The 13,700-nt window shown below is 61.6% G+C and carries 17 protein-coding genes; 12 read left to right on the plus strand and 5 right to left on the minus strand.

Translation table 11 applies throughout. The features are described 5' to 3' along the window. Positions 1-11: 11 nt before the first annotated feature. Together ACN0SD_RS14570 and ACN0SD_RS14575 are read right to left on the minus strand one after the other, a co-directional pair. Positions 12-500, minus strand: coding sequence for a cupin domain-containing protein (locus ACN0SD_RS14570; protein ID WP_417808958.1), 489 nt, complete (start codon positions 498-500; stop codon positions 12-14). Between the two features lie 52 nt (positions 501-552). Further along, a complete protein-coding gene (locus tag ACN0SD_RS14575) occupies positions 553-2,175 on the minus strand; it encodes an acyl-CoA dehydrogenase family protein (protein WP_417808959.1) in 1,623 nt (540 codons plus the stop codon). Positions 2,176-2,294: 119 nt separating this feature from the next. Here ACN0SD_RS14575 and msrB point away from each other — a divergent pair, with 119 nt between their 5' ends. From msrB to ACN0SD_RS14600, 5 genes are all read left to right on the plus strand, one after another. Then, positions 2,295-2,735 (plus strand): peptide-methionine (R)-S-oxide reductase MsrB, encoded by a 441-nt coding sequence (gene msrB, locus ACN0SD_RS14580; RefSeq protein WP_417808960.1) that lies wholly within the window; start codon positions 2,295-2,297, stop codon positions 2,733-2,735. 68 nt (positions 2,736-2,803) lie between these two features. Continuing rightward, positions 2,804-3,850 carry an aldo/keto reductase gene (locus ACN0SD_RS14585; RefSeq protein ID WP_417808961.1) on the plus strand — a complete coding sequence of 349 codons (1,047 nt, stop codon included), beginning with the start codon at positions 2,804-2,806 and terminating at the stop codon, positions 3,848-3,850. After that, positions 3,850-4,200, plus strand: a complete 351-nt coding sequence (locus tag ACN0SD_RS14590; RefSeq protein ID WP_417808962.1) for a hypothetical protein — start codon at positions 3,850-3,852, stop codon at positions 4,198-4,200. Before ACN0SD_RS14585 ends, ACN0SD_RS14590 begins: the two co-directional genes overlap by 1 nt. Continuing rightward, a complete protein-coding gene (locus ACN0SD_RS14595; RefSeq protein ID WP_417808963.1) occupies positions 4,188-4,685 on the plus strand; it encodes a lipocalin in 498 nt (165 codons plus the stop codon). Before ACN0SD_RS14590 ends, ACN0SD_RS14595 begins: the two co-directional genes overlap by 13 nt. After that, the gene (locus tag ACN0SD_RS14600; protein ID WP_417808964.1) at positions 4,682-5,590 is read left to right on the plus strand and encodes a DMT family transporter; all 909 of its coding nucleotides are present in this window, start codon (positions 4,682-4,684) and stop codon (positions 5,588-5,590) included. The genes ACN0SD_RS14595 and ACN0SD_RS14600 overlap by 4 nt, the downstream gene beginning before the upstream one ends. Here ACN0SD_RS14600 and ACN0SD_RS14605 read toward each other — a convergent pair. Further along, positions 5,587-6,291 (minus strand): NUDIX hydrolase, encoded by a 705-nt coding sequence (locus tag ACN0SD_RS14605; RefSeq protein WP_417808965.1) that lies wholly within the window; start codon positions 6,289-6,291, stop codon positions 5,587-5,589. The genes ACN0SD_RS14600 and ACN0SD_RS14605 overlap by 4 nt on opposite strands. Further along, positions 6,284-6,685, minus strand: coding sequence for a DUF983 domain-containing protein (locus ACN0SD_RS14610; RefSeq protein WP_417808966.1), 402 nt, complete (start codon positions 6,683-6,685; stop codon positions 6,284-6,286). Before ACN0SD_RS14610 ends, ACN0SD_RS14605 begins: the two co-directional genes overlap by 8 nt. A 199-nt stretch (positions 6,686-6,884) precedes the next feature. Here ACN0SD_RS14610 and ACN0SD_RS14615 point away from each other — a divergent pair, with 199 nt between their 5' ends. From ACN0SD_RS14615 to ACN0SD_RS14630, 4 genes are all read left to right on the plus strand, one after another. After that, positions 6,885-7,589, plus strand: a complete 705-nt coding sequence (locus ACN0SD_RS14615) for an EF-hand domain-containing protein (protein ID WP_417808967.1) — start codon at positions 6,885-6,887, stop codon at positions 7,587-7,589. Between the two features lie 97 nt (positions 7,590-7,686). After that, complete coding sequence (locus ACN0SD_RS14620) at positions 7,687-8,271, plus strand: RNA polymerase sigma factor (RefSeq protein WP_417808968.1); 585 nt, start codon at positions 7,687-7,689, stop codon at positions 8,269-8,271. Then, a complete protein-coding gene (locus ACN0SD_RS14625) occupies positions 8,264-8,683 on the plus strand; it encodes a hypothetical protein (RefSeq protein ID WP_417808969.1) in 420 nt (139 codons plus the stop codon). The genes ACN0SD_RS14620 and ACN0SD_RS14625 overlap by 8 nt, the downstream gene beginning before the upstream one ends. Next, positions 8,683-9,213, plus strand: coding sequence for a periplasmic heavy metal sensor (locus ACN0SD_RS14630; protein ID WP_417808970.1), 531 nt, complete (start codon positions 8,683-8,685; stop codon positions 9,211-9,213). Before ACN0SD_RS14625 ends, ACN0SD_RS14630 begins: the two co-directional genes overlap by 1 nt. A 72-nt stretch (positions 9,214-9,285) precedes the next feature. Here ACN0SD_RS14630 and ACN0SD_RS14635 read toward each other — a convergent pair whose 3' ends face one another. Further along, the gene (locus tag ACN0SD_RS14635) at positions 9,286-10,680 is read right to left on the minus strand and encodes a diguanylate cyclase (protein WP_417808971.1); all 1,395 of its coding nucleotides are present in this window, start codon (positions 10,678-10,680) and stop codon (positions 9,286-9,288) included. 97 nt (positions 10,681-10,777) lie between these two features. Between ACN0SD_RS14635 and ACN0SD_RS14640 the strand changes: the two genes are divergently transcribed. The 3 genes from ACN0SD_RS14640 (at position 10,778) to ACN0SD_RS14650 (ending at position 13,586) form a co-directional block, all read left to right on the plus strand. Beyond that, positions 10,778-11,056 carry a DUF3572 domain-containing protein gene (locus ACN0SD_RS14640; RefSeq protein WP_417808972.1) on the plus strand — a complete coding sequence of 93 codons (279 nt, stop codon included), beginning with the start codon at positions 10,778-10,780 and terminating at the stop codon, positions 11,054-11,056. A gap of 93 nt (positions 11,057-11,149) precedes the next feature. Further along, positions 11,150-11,869 (plus strand): HAD family hydrolase, encoded by a 720-nt coding sequence (locus ACN0SD_RS14645; protein ID WP_417808973.1) that lies wholly within the window; start codon positions 11,150-11,152, stop codon positions 11,867-11,869. Beyond that, on the plus strand, positions 11,862-13,586 hold the full coding sequence (locus tag ACN0SD_RS14650) for a hypothetical protein (protein ID WP_417808974.1): 1,725 nt from the start codon (positions 11,862-11,864) through the stop codon (positions 13,584-13,586). Before ACN0SD_RS14645 ends, ACN0SD_RS14650 begins: the two co-directional genes overlap by 8 nt. Positions 13,587-13,700 lie beyond the last annotated feature (114 nt).

Here is a 13,700-nt window from a genome sequence, read left to right on the forward strand (position 1 = left end):
GGCGCGTGGGGCTATTTCTTGGCCCCAGCGATGACCTTCTCTAATGCGTCGACATCCACGAGTTGCCACGCCATCCCGGCATTGCGGAAAAGCCGTTTGCCCTTGTCGGGATAATCGCCCACATCATGGGGCAGCCGCTGGCCGATCACGAGCAGGCGCAATATCTCCGTGCCTGTATTCTCGATCGCGTGCGCCAGCCCGCCCGCACGATAGCCGATGAAATCACCCGGCCCGATCGCCTCGCGCGCATCGCCGATCCGGGCGGTGGCGGTGCCCGACAGCACGAAAATCGCCTCATCTTCATGAAAATGGCGGTGAAATTCGGTGCTCTCGCAGCCCGGTGCCACTTCGATGAGATGCACCCCGATTCCCGTTAGGCCGGTCGCATCGCCTAGGCTTTTGTTGATCCTTTGTGCGTTATCATTGAGGAAATGGGTCTTGGCGAGTCCTTCCATTGCAGCGATTTCAGCGGCGCGGATCAAGTATCGGTCTTGGGTCATGGCATCCCTTCTTCCTCTTGATTGAAATATCCCCGCCGGAGGCTCCGACCTCTCAATCTGCGATCCGCGCGAGTATAGACGAAACATCTGTGCCTGCCATTGCCCCGGTGGTGCGCCCGCCTTCTCCTGCCAGTCGGGTTGCAACGAACGCATCGGCGACGGCGGGCGGCGCATGACGGATCAGCAACGAGGCGCTGAGCAATAGGGCGAGACGTTCGGCGAACCAACGCGCCTCAGATTCCGGGGGCAGCGCGGGCCAGCGTTGCTGATGCGCTTGTAGGGCGGCGTCATAGCGTGGATCGGTCCCCGTCGCGGCGATGAGTTCCGTCTGCAAGACCTCGCCCGCCAGCGGTTCGCGCGCCAATGTGCGCAGGATGTCGAGGCAGATCACATTGCCCGAGCCTTCCCAAATCCCGTTTAGCGGCGCCTCGCGATAGAGCATCGGCATCACGCTATCTTCGACATAGCCACTGCCGCCTAGCACCTCCATCGCCTCGTAAGTCACAACCGGGCAGCGTTTGTTGCTGAGATATTTCGCCAGCGCCACGCCGATGCGCGCGAAGGCGCGGTCCTCGGGAGTCGTGCCATCAAATGCCCGCGCCACGCGCAGGCCAAGCGCCAGCGCCCCCTCCCAATCCAGCGCCAGATCGGCCAGCACAGAACGCATTAAGGGTTGGTCGATCAGGCGGCGCTGAAACGCTGCCCGGTGGCTGGTCCAGTGATGCGCCTCGGAAATCGCCGCGCGCATTAGCCCGGCGGGCGCGATGGCGGTATCGAGCCGGGTGTGGTGAACCATCTCGATAATCGTCGCAATGCCGCGGCCTTCCTCGCCCAGAAGATAGGCCGTTGCGCCTTCGTATTCGATCTCGGCCGAGGCATTGGCGCGATTGCCCAGCTTATCCTTGAGGCGTTGAATACGGATCGCATTACGCGCGCCCTCCAACCAGCGCGGCACCAGAAAGCAACTCAGGCCTACCCCGGTTTGCGCCAACGTCAAAAAACCGTCCGACATCGGCGCGGAACAAAACCATTTGTGCCCTGTCAGCCGGTAGTGATCGCCGGTCTTTTCAGCGCGCGTGGTGTTGGCGCGCACATCCGAGCCGCCCTGCTTTTCTGTCATCGCCATGCCAACCGTGACGCCCATCTTTTCTGTCACGGGCAACACGCGCGGATCGTAGCGCCGCGACGTCAGTTTTGGCTGCCAGATCGCGGCCACATCAGGGTTTGCAGCCAGCGCGGGGTAGGCGGCATAGCTCATCGTCATTGGGCAGCAGGTGCCGGGCTCCACCTGCGAGGCAAGATAGACCATCGCGGCATGGGTGGCGTGGCCGCCGGGTGCGCCCTCCCAAGCGACGGCAGCATAGCCCGCCGCGATGCCGGTTTGCAGGAACCGATGATAGGCAGGGTGAAAGCGCACCTCATCCAGCCTGCGTCCGCCTGCATCGAAAAGCTGCAACTCGGGCGAATGGCGATTGGCATCGCGCGCTGCCACGCGCATCTTGGCTCGTCCAAGGGTCATGCCGAACTCTGCAAGCCCATCTGGCTGGCCCCCTTCGCGCGCGACGGCTTCGCGCAGTGGCAGGTCATTTTGCCATAAGTCCAGATCGCCACGCGCGGGCGGCTGGTTTTCGACGTGATGCGTGGACAGGTCGGCACGGGGGGCTGGCGTGGTCATAGCGAATTCCTCCTGCCCAAAAGATAGGGCGCTTGCGGGTGTGAGGCGAGTAAAACACATGTGCAGGGCTTTTCAGCGCGCCCTGCGCCCCTAGATCATGCCCGGAAGGGAGAACTATTATGAGCAAATGGCAAAAATCCGAAGCGGCGCTGGCGGCACTGACCCCCGAGCAATTCCGCGTCACCCAGCAAAACGGCACCGAGCGCCCTTTTACGGGCGAATATAACGACACCGACGCGCGCGGGATCTATGTCGATCTGGTCTCGGGCGAGCCGCTTTTCGCCTCATCAACCAAGTTTGATGCGGGCTGCGGCTGGCCGTCATTCACCAAGCCGCTGGTCTCCGATCACGTTGTCGAGCTGCGCGATGCCTCGCTTGGCATGGTGCGCACCGAGGTGCGTTCCAAGAATGGCGACAGCCATCTGGGCCATGTCTTTCCCGACGGGCCACGCGATCAGGGCGGTTTGCGCTATTGCATCAACTCGGCCTCGCTGCGGTTTGTCCCGTTTGAGGAGATGGAGGCCGAGGGCTATGGCGATCTGATCGACCAGGTCGAGTAGGGCCGGGCCTTTACCTTCGCAAGGCGCGGTGGCAGGGTCGCGCCGGAACAAAAAGAAGGGACGCGGGAATGCGTAAGCTGGAACTTGGCCGCAGCGGAATAATGGTGTCGGAAATCTGTCTGGGGTCAATGACGTGGGGCACGCAGACCTCGCAAGCCGAGGGTCACGCGCAGATCGACCTTGCGCTTGAGCGGGGCGTAAATTTCATCGACACTGCCGAGATGTATCCCGTTAATCCGGTGCGCGTAGAGACAGCGGGCGACACCGAGGCGGTGATCGGAGCGTATCTGGCCAAGCGCGGTAAGCGCGACGACTTGGTGATTGCCACCAAGATCACGGGCGAGGGCAGCAATGCCGTGCCGGGCGGGCCAGCTATTTCGCCTGCGCGTATTCGTCAAGCTGTGGACAGCTCGCTGAAGCGCCTGCAAAGCGATTACATCGACCTTTATCAGTTTCACTGGCCCAATCGCGGCTCGTATCATTTCCGCAAATCTTGGCGCTTTGATCCGTCCAAACAACCGGGCAAAGAGGCCGTGTTGGCCGATATGGAGGCCTGTCTGGCCACACTCAGGGATCTGGTTGATGAGGGCAAGATCCGCTCCGTGGGCCTGTCGAACGAGACCGCTTGGGGCACCGCGCAATGGCTGGCGTTGGCCGCTGCTGGCAAAGGTCCGCGGATGGAGGCGATCCAGAACGAATATTCGTTGATGTGTCGCTATTACGATCTGGACCTGGGCGAGTTGGGTTATCAGGAACAGGTCACGCTGCTGGCCTATTCGCCGTTGGCGGCCGGGATCCTGAGCGGGAAATATTCCGGCGATACGACGCCCGAGGGCACGCGTCGCGCGCTCAACCACAACCTCGGCGGGCGCGCCAATCCGCGTGCTTTTGATATCGCCGATTCTTATGTGGCCCTTGCGCAAGAGTTCGGGATGAACCCGATCACGATGGCGATTGCTTGGGTGATGAGCCGCCCGTTCCCCGTGATCCCGATCATCGGGGCGACCTCGCTTGATCAACTGGCGCCAAGTCTGGATGCGGTAGACGTCACACTGCCCAAAGAACTGCTGGACAAGATTGCCATGCTGCACCACGACATGCCGATGCCTTACTGATGCGCGCGGTTTTCATCATCGCCGCCTTGGGGCTTGCTTTGGCAGGGTGCAAGCAGCTTGACGATTTGAGCGGGGCAGATCAAAGCGCGCAATTGCCCCTTGTGGGCCAAGAAAAGCAGGACGTCGAGAAGTTTAACTGCTTGGCCAAGGGCGGATCTTGGGCGCAGTATCAGGGCGGCTATTTCTGCCAGCACAGGACCAGCGACGGCGGTAAAATCTGTCGCTCTGGCAGTGATTGCGAAGGGGTATGCCTTGCGCGTTCGCGTAGCTGCGCGCCGGTAAAGCCGCTTCAGGGCTGCAATGACATTTTAACCGAGGCGGGCTTTCCGATGAACGCATGCGTCAACTGATTTGGGCCTTGATCGGCGCGGCCGCGCTGGCGAGCTGTACGCCCGGGCCGTCGACGACCAACCTGCGCGATCCCAAAGCGTCGATTTCCTCCGCCTCGCTGTTTGATGCCGCGCGGTTTGGGGGCACTTGGCAGGTAGTTGCCAGTGGCGTGCCGGGCTGTGCGGGGGCGCAGAAATGGGTTTGGGATGGCACGGGGGGCTATCAGGTAAGCGGCATCGACTGCGCAGGCGCGGCCAAGCCGCTTGCGGATCGCGTTGTGCTGACCGGGCCGGGCGGGCGGCTTTCGGCGCGCACGGGGTTTGGTGGCGAGCCGATCTTTGTGATGTGGGTCGATCAAGATTACCGGATCGCGGCTCTGGGCACGCCCTCTGGGCGCTGGGGGATGATCCTGTCACGCCAAACGCCTGCGCGACCCGATCTGTTGAAAGCGGCGCACGAGGTTCTTGATTTCAACGGCTACGATCTGGCAAAGGTCTCGCCTTGAGCGCAGCGCCCGCCCATCTCTGGATTTGGGTGACGCTGTTTGCGGCAGCGGTGCAAACGCTGCGTTTCATGCTGCAAAAACATCTTGCCGGGGCGCGGCTTTCAGTCGGTGGGGCGACATTTTCGCGCTTTCTGTTTGGCTTTCCACTTGCGGCGCTGGTGGCGGTCGCTTTCCTGAGCGTGACCGCGACGCCTTGGCCGCATCTGAGTGCCGCGTTCTGGGGTTTCGTCTTGGCAGGCGGGGCGGCACAGGTGGCGGCGACCTTTCTGACGGTCGCGTTGTTCTCGATGCGCAATTTTGCGGTGGGTGTGGCGTTTACCAAGACGGAAACGGTGCAGGTCGCGCTATTTTCTGCCGTTATCCTCGGGGAATGGGTCGGTCCGCTGGGCTGGATCGGTATCCTGATCGGGATGGTGGGTGTTCTGTTGCTGACCAAGCAACCCGGCGCGGCTCGGCTGAACTTGCGCGCGGTGGTCTACGGTGTCGGTGCGGGGGCACTGTTTGGGCTGTCCTCGATTTTCTATCGTGGTGCAACGCTAGAGCTGCAAACGCTGAATTTCTTTGCCCGCGCCATTGTCGCACTGGCCTGTGCGACCTTCGCGCAAAGTATCGGCATGGCCTTGTATCTGCGGTTGCGCGAACCCGGAGAGCTGCATCGCGTGATTTCGGCTTGGCGCAGCACCATCTGGGTGGGGATCGCAGGCGTTCTGGGCTCGGCGGGGTGGTTTACTGCATTTTCGCTGCAAAATGCCGCCTTCGTGCGCGCGTTGGGGCAGGTGGAGATCGTGTTTACGCTGCTCGCCTCGGTGCTGGTGTTTCATGAACGGCTGCATCGGCGCGAAGCGATCGGCATTGCGCTGGTCGTGGGATCGCTGGTGGTGATCGTGCTAGCGGGGACGCGCTAAGCGGAAATACGACGGAACTCGGAGGCGGGGCCGCGATTGTCGAAAAACGGTACGCTGGCGGGGGTGGAAATCGCATGATCGGTCTGCAAAAGCGCCGAGATTTCGGCCAGCACCACCTCGGTGATAAAAGGCAGGTTGAGCGCGCGTGCCTCGGTCAGGGGCACCCAATGCAGATGCGATAGCTCATCGCAGGCTTGCGAGAAATCATCGGGATCGCCGCAGATCGCGCCTGCATCCACCAAAAAGAACCGTGCATCAAAGCGGCGCGGACGGCCTGGCGGAGTAATCGCGCGAAACACGAACCGCAGATCGGCGGCAGAGGGGGTAAACCCCAGATCGGCAAAGCCCTGCCAGTCGGCGGGCACATCCGCCGCCCAAGGCGATTTCTGCCCAAGGATCATCCCGGTTTCTTCCCACAACTCGCGCAGGGCCGCAGCGGCCAGTGCTGGCGCGATGCCAATGGGGGCGTCACTTTCAAGACGCGCGGCATCGGGGGCGGGCAGGGGGGCAGCGAGCGGGATGCTCCAGTCACCCGGATCGACCGCGCCGCCGGGAAACACATATTTCGACGGCATAAAGGCCGCCCCTGAACCACGCTGGCCCATCAAAACACGCGCGGGTGCGCCCGCGTCTCGGCGTAGCACGATGACGCTCGCCGCATCGCGCAGCGCGCTTTTGTCGGGGGCGGGGGTATCAGTCATGCGCAATCTCGCTGTCGCCAAAGCCATGCATCCGGCGCGACCACTGGATCGCGACCATCAGCCCCTTCATGCGCGGTAACATCAGCAAAGACAACACTACAGTCGCACTGCCAAACAGCGCTATCATCTGCCACGGTTCGGGACGGTAGGCGATAAAGGCGGCGGCCATCAGCGGTAGCATCAGATGCCCCACGATCAGGATCGTCAGATAGGCCGGCCCGTCATCGGCGCGCTGATGCGACAGGTCTTCATGGCAGTTTGGACAGGTGTCGCGCACCTTCAGATAGCCCTGGAGGACGCGGCCCTTGCCACAGGCCGGACAGCGACACGCCAGCCCGCGCAGCATCGCGCGCCCCAACGGTCTATCGTCAATAAACGGATCATCACTATACATGCTCACTCTCCCGCACTGCACTCACCCAAGTGCCGACTGGCCCAATATGGCGCTGTTGAGCGCGCTTGGAAAGCCTCGCCTGTCGATCACGGTTGCGTGATTGCGTGAGATCGGGCGACGGAAGCGCGCCGATAGCCCGTTTGTCTTGCATCGATGGCAACGAAGACGCCGTCAAATAGATCCAAATGGAGAGTAAGCAATGAAACTTATGAGCAGAAAAACCATCATCGCAGCGCTTCTGGCAGGCACCAGCCTTGCATTCACTTTGCCCGCTGTCGCGCAAGATCAAGCGACGACCACGGATCAGGCGCAAGCTGAAACGCCTGCAACCCCGCCCAAGGCTGGCAAGCGCGCCATGATGAATGGCGGCAACTTCTTTGGCTTTGACATCACCGAAATTGACACCAATGGCGATGGCTCGATCACGCTGGACGAGATTCAAGCTAAGCGTGTTGCGGATGCCAAAGCGCTGGATGCCAATGGCGACGGGATGATCTCGCAAGATGAGCTGGTCAATTTCGAGCTGGCCAAGCAAAAGGCTCGGATTGAGGCGCGCGTAGCGCAACGGTTTGCTGCCCAAGATGTCAATGGTGACGGGGAATTGTCGGCCGCAGAGCTGATCGAGCGTCCGATGCCCACGCGGATGTTCGAGCGTATGGATCGCAACAATGACGGTGCGCTGAGCCCAGACGAGATGCAAGTGGCTCGCAAGATGATGCGCGATCGCATGGGTGGGCATAATGAGCGCGGCGGCAAGCACGAGCGTGGTGGCCATGGCAAGATGGGCGATCACGGCAAGATGGGTCAGATGGGCAAGGGCGGCCAAATGGGCGACCGTGACGGTCGTGGCCCGCAAAATGGCCCCGGCAGTAAGCCTTGGCAGCAGCCCGAAGGCAATAACTGATCCCCGACTTAAGGATCAGGTGCCGGGAGCGTTTATGCGCTCTCGGCGTTTTGCCATGATTGCGTGAGGGTGAAATCCGCGCTAGGCGTTTGGCGGAATGGATATGGCGCTTGATGCGATGAATGACAGGTCCGACGAAGCTCTGTTAGAGCTTTACGCCCAGGGCGACCCGGGGGCGGCGCGTGCGCTGACGCTCCGGCTGGGGCCGTTGGCCTATCGTTTGGCGCTGCGGATGTTGCGCGATGGGGCCGAGGCCGAAGATGTCGCGCAAGAGGCGTTGTTGCGGCTGTGGAAGATCGCACCCGACTGGCGCACCGGTGAGGCCAAGGTCTCGACGTGGCTTTACCGGGTCGTCAGTAATCTGGCGACGGACCGGCTGCGCAAGCGGCGTGGGGTCGGTCTTGATGAGGCCCCCGAGGTCGCGGACGACAGCCCCTCGGTGCTCGAAGACATGATGCAACGTGATCGAATGGCAGCGCTGGAGGCAGCACTGGCGCAACTGCCTGAACGCCAGCGGCTTGCGGTGACGCTGCGACATATTGACGGTTTATCCAATCCCGAGATCGCGGAAGCGATGGAAACCGGGGTCGAGGCCGTAGAAAGTCTGACAGCGCGTGCAAAGCGCGCTTTGGCAAAGCTGCTTTCGGGGCAGCGTGAGGAATTGGGGTTTGGCGATGAGTGACAAGAAATTGGATCGCGAGACAATAGAACGCCACGAGGATGGCATGGTTGAAGCGCTGTTGGCGCAGGCCCGTGCCCAAGTGAGCGAGCCGCAACCTGCCTTTCTGGCGCGGGTGATGGAGGATGCGCTGGAGGTGCAAGCGGGCTTTGCGGCCCCTGCAAGTACATCGCTTTCCCCTAAACGTGCACGCGGGGCGAGCATCATGCAGGCGCTGCGCTCGGTCTTTGGTGGCTGGGGCGCAATGGGCGGGCTGGTGACGGCGGGTTTGGCCGGATTGTGGATCGGATTCATCGGCTCCGAGCAGATGGGCACGCTGACTTCAAGCTACTGGCAAAGCAGTGAAAATTTGGGCACAGTCAATCTGTTGCCGGTGGGCGAGACGCTCGCTTTTGTCGATGAGGGAGGGTTCTGATGGCAGACGTCGGATCAGGAAATTGCCGCGGGCTGCGCTGGGCGCTGATCGTGTCGGTCACGCTGAACCTGCTGATCGTGGGCGTGATTGCAGGCGGCATCATGGGGCATGATCGCCACCCGCCGCGCCCTGTTGTGGGCGATGTGACGCTTGGCGCGTTTACGAATGCGCTGAGCAAGGAAGACCGTGAGGCGCTGCGCGAGGCGGCGCAGAAGCGCGGTAACGCGTTTCGCGATATGCGGCGTCAATCGCGTGCGGATATGGCGGCGTTGATCAAAGCGCTGGAGTCCGATCCGTGGAACCGCACCGAAGTTGAACAGATATTTGCCCGCCATCAGTCACGCATCGCTACGCGGGTGGAAATTGGCGACACGCTGATTTTCGAGCGGATTGCCGCGATGAGCCCGGCGCAGCGTCAAGAGTTCGCCCAGCGTTTAAGTGACGATGCAAAGCGGTTCGAAATGCGCAAAGAACGCGATGACAAAGGGGATCGCAAGGACGCACAGCCCTTGCAAGGCGATGCAGATTGACGCCCCTTTCCTGTGAGCAAGATGATCTTTCACTATGTACGCCCGGTTTGCGACCGGGCGTTTCGCGTGATCTCAGGCGGCAGTGCCAGTCCTTGCCACGCTGACCTGATTGCGCCCGGTGGACTTGGCCCCGAGCAACGCAGAATCGGCCTGATCGACCAATTGTTGCGGGGTGTCGCGCGTCGTGCCCCCCAAGGCCAGTCCGACCGAGATCGTCACCGAAATGCTGCGGTTGTCGTGCAATGGAATAGGGGTGCTTTCGATCACGCGCCGCAGTCGTTCTGCGGCTGCGCGGGCCTCTGGCATCGAAGTGTCGGGCATCGCGACCAAGAACTCCTCGCCACCGATCCGCGCGATCAGATCGACAGGGCGCAGATTGCCGCGCAGGCGCGACGCGACCGCTGTCAGCACCTCGTCCCCGACGGTGTGGCCAAAGGTGTCGTTGACCGATTTGAACCGGTCGAGGTCAAGCAACATCACAGCAAAGGGCCGCTTGGTGCGCAGCGCATGTTCAGCCAGACGCGTCAAATGGGTGCTGGCGTAGCGGCGGTTGTAGAGCCCGGTGAGCGGGTCGACCATTGCCAGTCGCAGCCCTTCGTCCAAGGTTTCCCGCTGGCGTTCGAGAGCGCGTTTTCGCTGCAATTGGCGGAGCAGGCGTAGCGCGGTTTCTTGCGCCATAACAGGCGCCGAAAGATTGGTGCTGGCAAGGTCGTTTGCTCCCAGATCAAGGGCAGTCGCTTGCGTTTCAACGGCGCCGGGACTGGTGGCGATCACGATCACCGCATTGCGTGTTTCGGCGCGCGAGCGCAGCTCTGACATCAGGCGCAGCCCTTCCCCCGGGCGCGCCAGATCCGCCTCAATCAGAAAAATATCGGGCGCGGCATTACTGGTTGCGTGCGTCAGTGCCTTTTCCTGACCGATCACTTCGATCATGTCGCCCGGCATCTGTTGCACGAGTGCGGTTTTCCAGCGCAACGCCGTTTCGGCCTGTGCCGCTATCATTGCGACGCGCGCGGGGGGGCTGAATTCGCTGCGCGCCTCGGCGAAACCGAGTTCGCGGCAGGTCGCCTCACGCAGGGCGAATTCGGCATCCGTGCCATGTTCGCGCAGCAGGCTGCGTAACCGCGCGAGCATCAGCAATTCGTTAAACGGCTTGGCCAGAATATCGGTCGCGCCCGCATGCAGCAAATTCAGGCGCATTTCGGGCGTGGTATGCGAGGTCACAGCGACGACCGGGATACGTCGCGTTGCGGGGTCGGCGCGTAGCCGTGTAATCACCTCAATCCCGCTCATATCTGGCAGGTCGACATTCAGCAGGACCAGCCCAGGCTGCTCTGCGACCGTAAGGGCAAGCGCCTCTACTCCGGAAGCGGCCTGACATGTCGTGTATCGCGCGCCCGAAAGCATAGCTTTGAGCACGATGCGATTCGTGGACACGTCATCAACGATGAGAATGGATCCCGCCATGGGTTCCTCTGCTAAAAACCAAGACTGTTCGCCAGTTGCTTTAAGATATAGAGCAAAGAGTTAACAAAGCGTTTCGGATAAATTTGAGGGGCTAGATATGCGGCAAGAAACCGCCCATGTGCTTGCAATTCGCGCTCTGGCTTGGCTGGTGTCGCAAGAGTCGTTGATTGACGGGTTTCTTGCCCACACCGGGGCATCGCAGGATGATCTGCGTGCGCAGGCGGGTGATCCCGATTTCTTATGCGGCGTGCTCGACTATATTTTGCTGAATGATCAATGGGTTCTAGATTGCGCCGCCGAGCTTGAGGTGATCCCCGAAGATGTGCCTAGCGCGCGCATGGTTTTGGGGCGCGGCGATCAGCGGCACTGGACCTGAGCGGACAGAGCGGGCAGTCTGCGCGCAAACCGGGCCAAGGACGGTCTGGAAATTGCGTGGCCCGCGCGAGCACGGGTTGAGGAAGGCAAGTCGATGGACCCACAGAAAGTTCGCGCGATCCTGTTTGACAAGGACGGAACTCTTTTCGATTTCGACGCGACTTGGGGGGTGTGGGCGCGTGCGCAGCTTTCCGATTTGGCGCGGGATGCGGCGCATCTGAGCGCGATGGCCGATGCGATTTCCTTCGATTACGAGCAGGGGCGGTTTGACCCCGCTTCGCCGATTATTGCAGGCACGGTGGCGCAGGCGGCTGATTTGCTGTTGCCGCATTTGCCGGGACGCGAGCGCACCGAACTGATCGCCGCGTTGGATGAGGCCGCCCAGAACGTGCCATTGGTCGCGCCTGTGCCGCTTGCGCCATTCCTCAGCGATCTGCGCGCGCGAGGGTTGCGGTTGGGAATTTGTACCAATGACGCCGAGTCGACTGCGCGCGCGCATGCCAGCATGGCCGGGGTGCTTGAGCTGTTCGATGCGATTATCGGCTATGATAGCGGGCATGGCGCAAAGCCGACCCCGAGTCCGTTGCTGGCCTTTGCGGATCGGTTGGGTCTGGATCCGGTCACGGTTGTTATGGTCGGCGACAGTCTGCACGATCTGCGCGCGGCGCGCGCGGCGGGCATGTATGCAGTGGCGGTGTTGACAGGGCCGGCAGAGCGCGCCGAATTGGCCCCTGAGGCCGATGTTGTGCTGGCCAATATCGGCGAATTGCCGGGTTGGTTGGCGCGGATCAATTCGGGAGGCTGCGATGCATAGTCGTTTACAGCACATCCTTTTCGGCACTTTGGCGGGGCTGTTTCTTTGGGCTCTGCAAGAGGGCGATTTTGTCACCGGCCTGCTGAGGCCGCGCGGTGTTTTTGCGATCACGGTCGCGGGCATGGTGTTTTTCGGAACCGGTCTGGCAATGCTGGGCGAGATTGGCGCGCGCAAGGCAGGGCTTGCCGCTGTATTAATCGCGATCCCGACCACGGTGCTGGGATGGTGGGCGGCGGGAGAGTTTGACCCTGCGCAAGATCTGCTAGGGCAGATGGACTTTGGTATGCTGGCGCTTTTCGTGCTGGCCACGGTGCCGATGCCGTTCGCGATGGTGATTGCACAGCAGGGCCGCGCGCGTTGGGCGGATTACCCTGCGTTGTTCACTCATGCGTGGAACATCGTTGTGCGTTATGGCGCGGCTTGGCTGTTTCTCGCTTTGGTGTGGCTGTTGCTGTATCTGTCGTCACAATTACTGCAAAGCGTCGGCATTGACTGGATGCGCCAGCTCTTCCGTCTCGACTGGCTGGCATTGGGGCTGTCGGGCGCGGTTTTGGGGCTTGGTCTGGCGGTCGTGACCGAGCTTGAAGAGATGATCTCCCCCTTCTTATTGTTGCGGCTGCTGCGGCTGTTGCTGCCGGTGGTGATGGTGGTGGTGGTGGTGTTCCTGCTGGGCCTGATCCTGAATGCTGGCGCGATTGATGCAGTCGGATTTTCGCATGCGACGACCCTGATCGCGATGTCCATGGCGGCAATCACGCTGGTCTCTGTGGCTGTCGAGCGCGAAGATTTCGAGGCCGTGACGGCCCCGATCTTGCGGCTGTCCACGCTGGGACTGGCGCTGATTCTGCCGGTTCTGGCGGGGGTGAGCGCGTGGTCGGCCTGGCGCACAATTTCCGAATTTGGCTGGACGCCTGCGCGCGTGGCGCAAGCGGTGCTGATCGTTTTGATCGCGGGTTACGGGATCGGTTACGCAGGGGCCGTGCTGCGCGGGCATGGTTGGATGGCGCGGGTGCGCCGGGTCAATATCGCGATGGCGCTGGGCTTGCTTGCGCTGGCGGTGGCGTGGTTGACGCCGCTGATAAATGCCAACGCCATTGCCACCAATTCACAGATCGCGCGCTACGAGGACGGCCTGACCGAGCCTGCGCGCTTGCCGCTTTATGCGATGGCGCAGAGTTGGGGCAAGGCGGGGCTGGACGGGATCGCAACCTTGCGCACGCGAGCATCTAATGATCCTGCGCTTGCCAAGGCGCTGGCATCTGTGCGCATGGCCGGCGAAGTTGTGCCACCCACGCCCAGCGATGCGCGTCTGGCCGATCTGCGCGCGCGGATTGCGCAGCCTCCCGGTGCCGCGCCGATCCCGAAAGCGCTTTTGCAAGTGATCGAGAGGGATAGTAACGTGCCCCTGTCTGATCTTTGCGCGCCGCGTGCGTCAGCAGATCCAAGCTGTGCCTTGGTGATGGCCGATTTACGCCCTGATCTTCCCGGCGATGAGGCCGTCATGGTACGAGATGATGGGTTTTACGCGCCGATACGATTTTACTATCTGAACAACGGGCAATGGGTGAATGGCGGTGCTATGCGCGCGGTTTCCGGTAGCGATGGCGCGATTGGCTTGGTGATTGCAGCGATTGCGAATGGGCAGTTCGAGATCGTGCCAAGCGGCATTTTGGGCGTGCAGGCAGGGGGCCAAATTCTGGTGCCCAGCTTGCGCTGACGGCATCTGTCTTGGGGGTTTTTTAACTTCAAGCGTTTAGGGTCAGGATGCATTGATTTCGACACTCAGTTCTGATTCACGGCTCTGCAAAAGGGAGCGGTGATATGAGTGATC

Origin of the sequence: Thioclava sp., assembly GCF_048263065.1 — a bacterium.
Taxonomy (GTDB): domain Bacteria; phylum Pseudomonadota; class Alphaproteobacteria; order Rhodobacterales; family Rhodobacteraceae; genus Thioclava.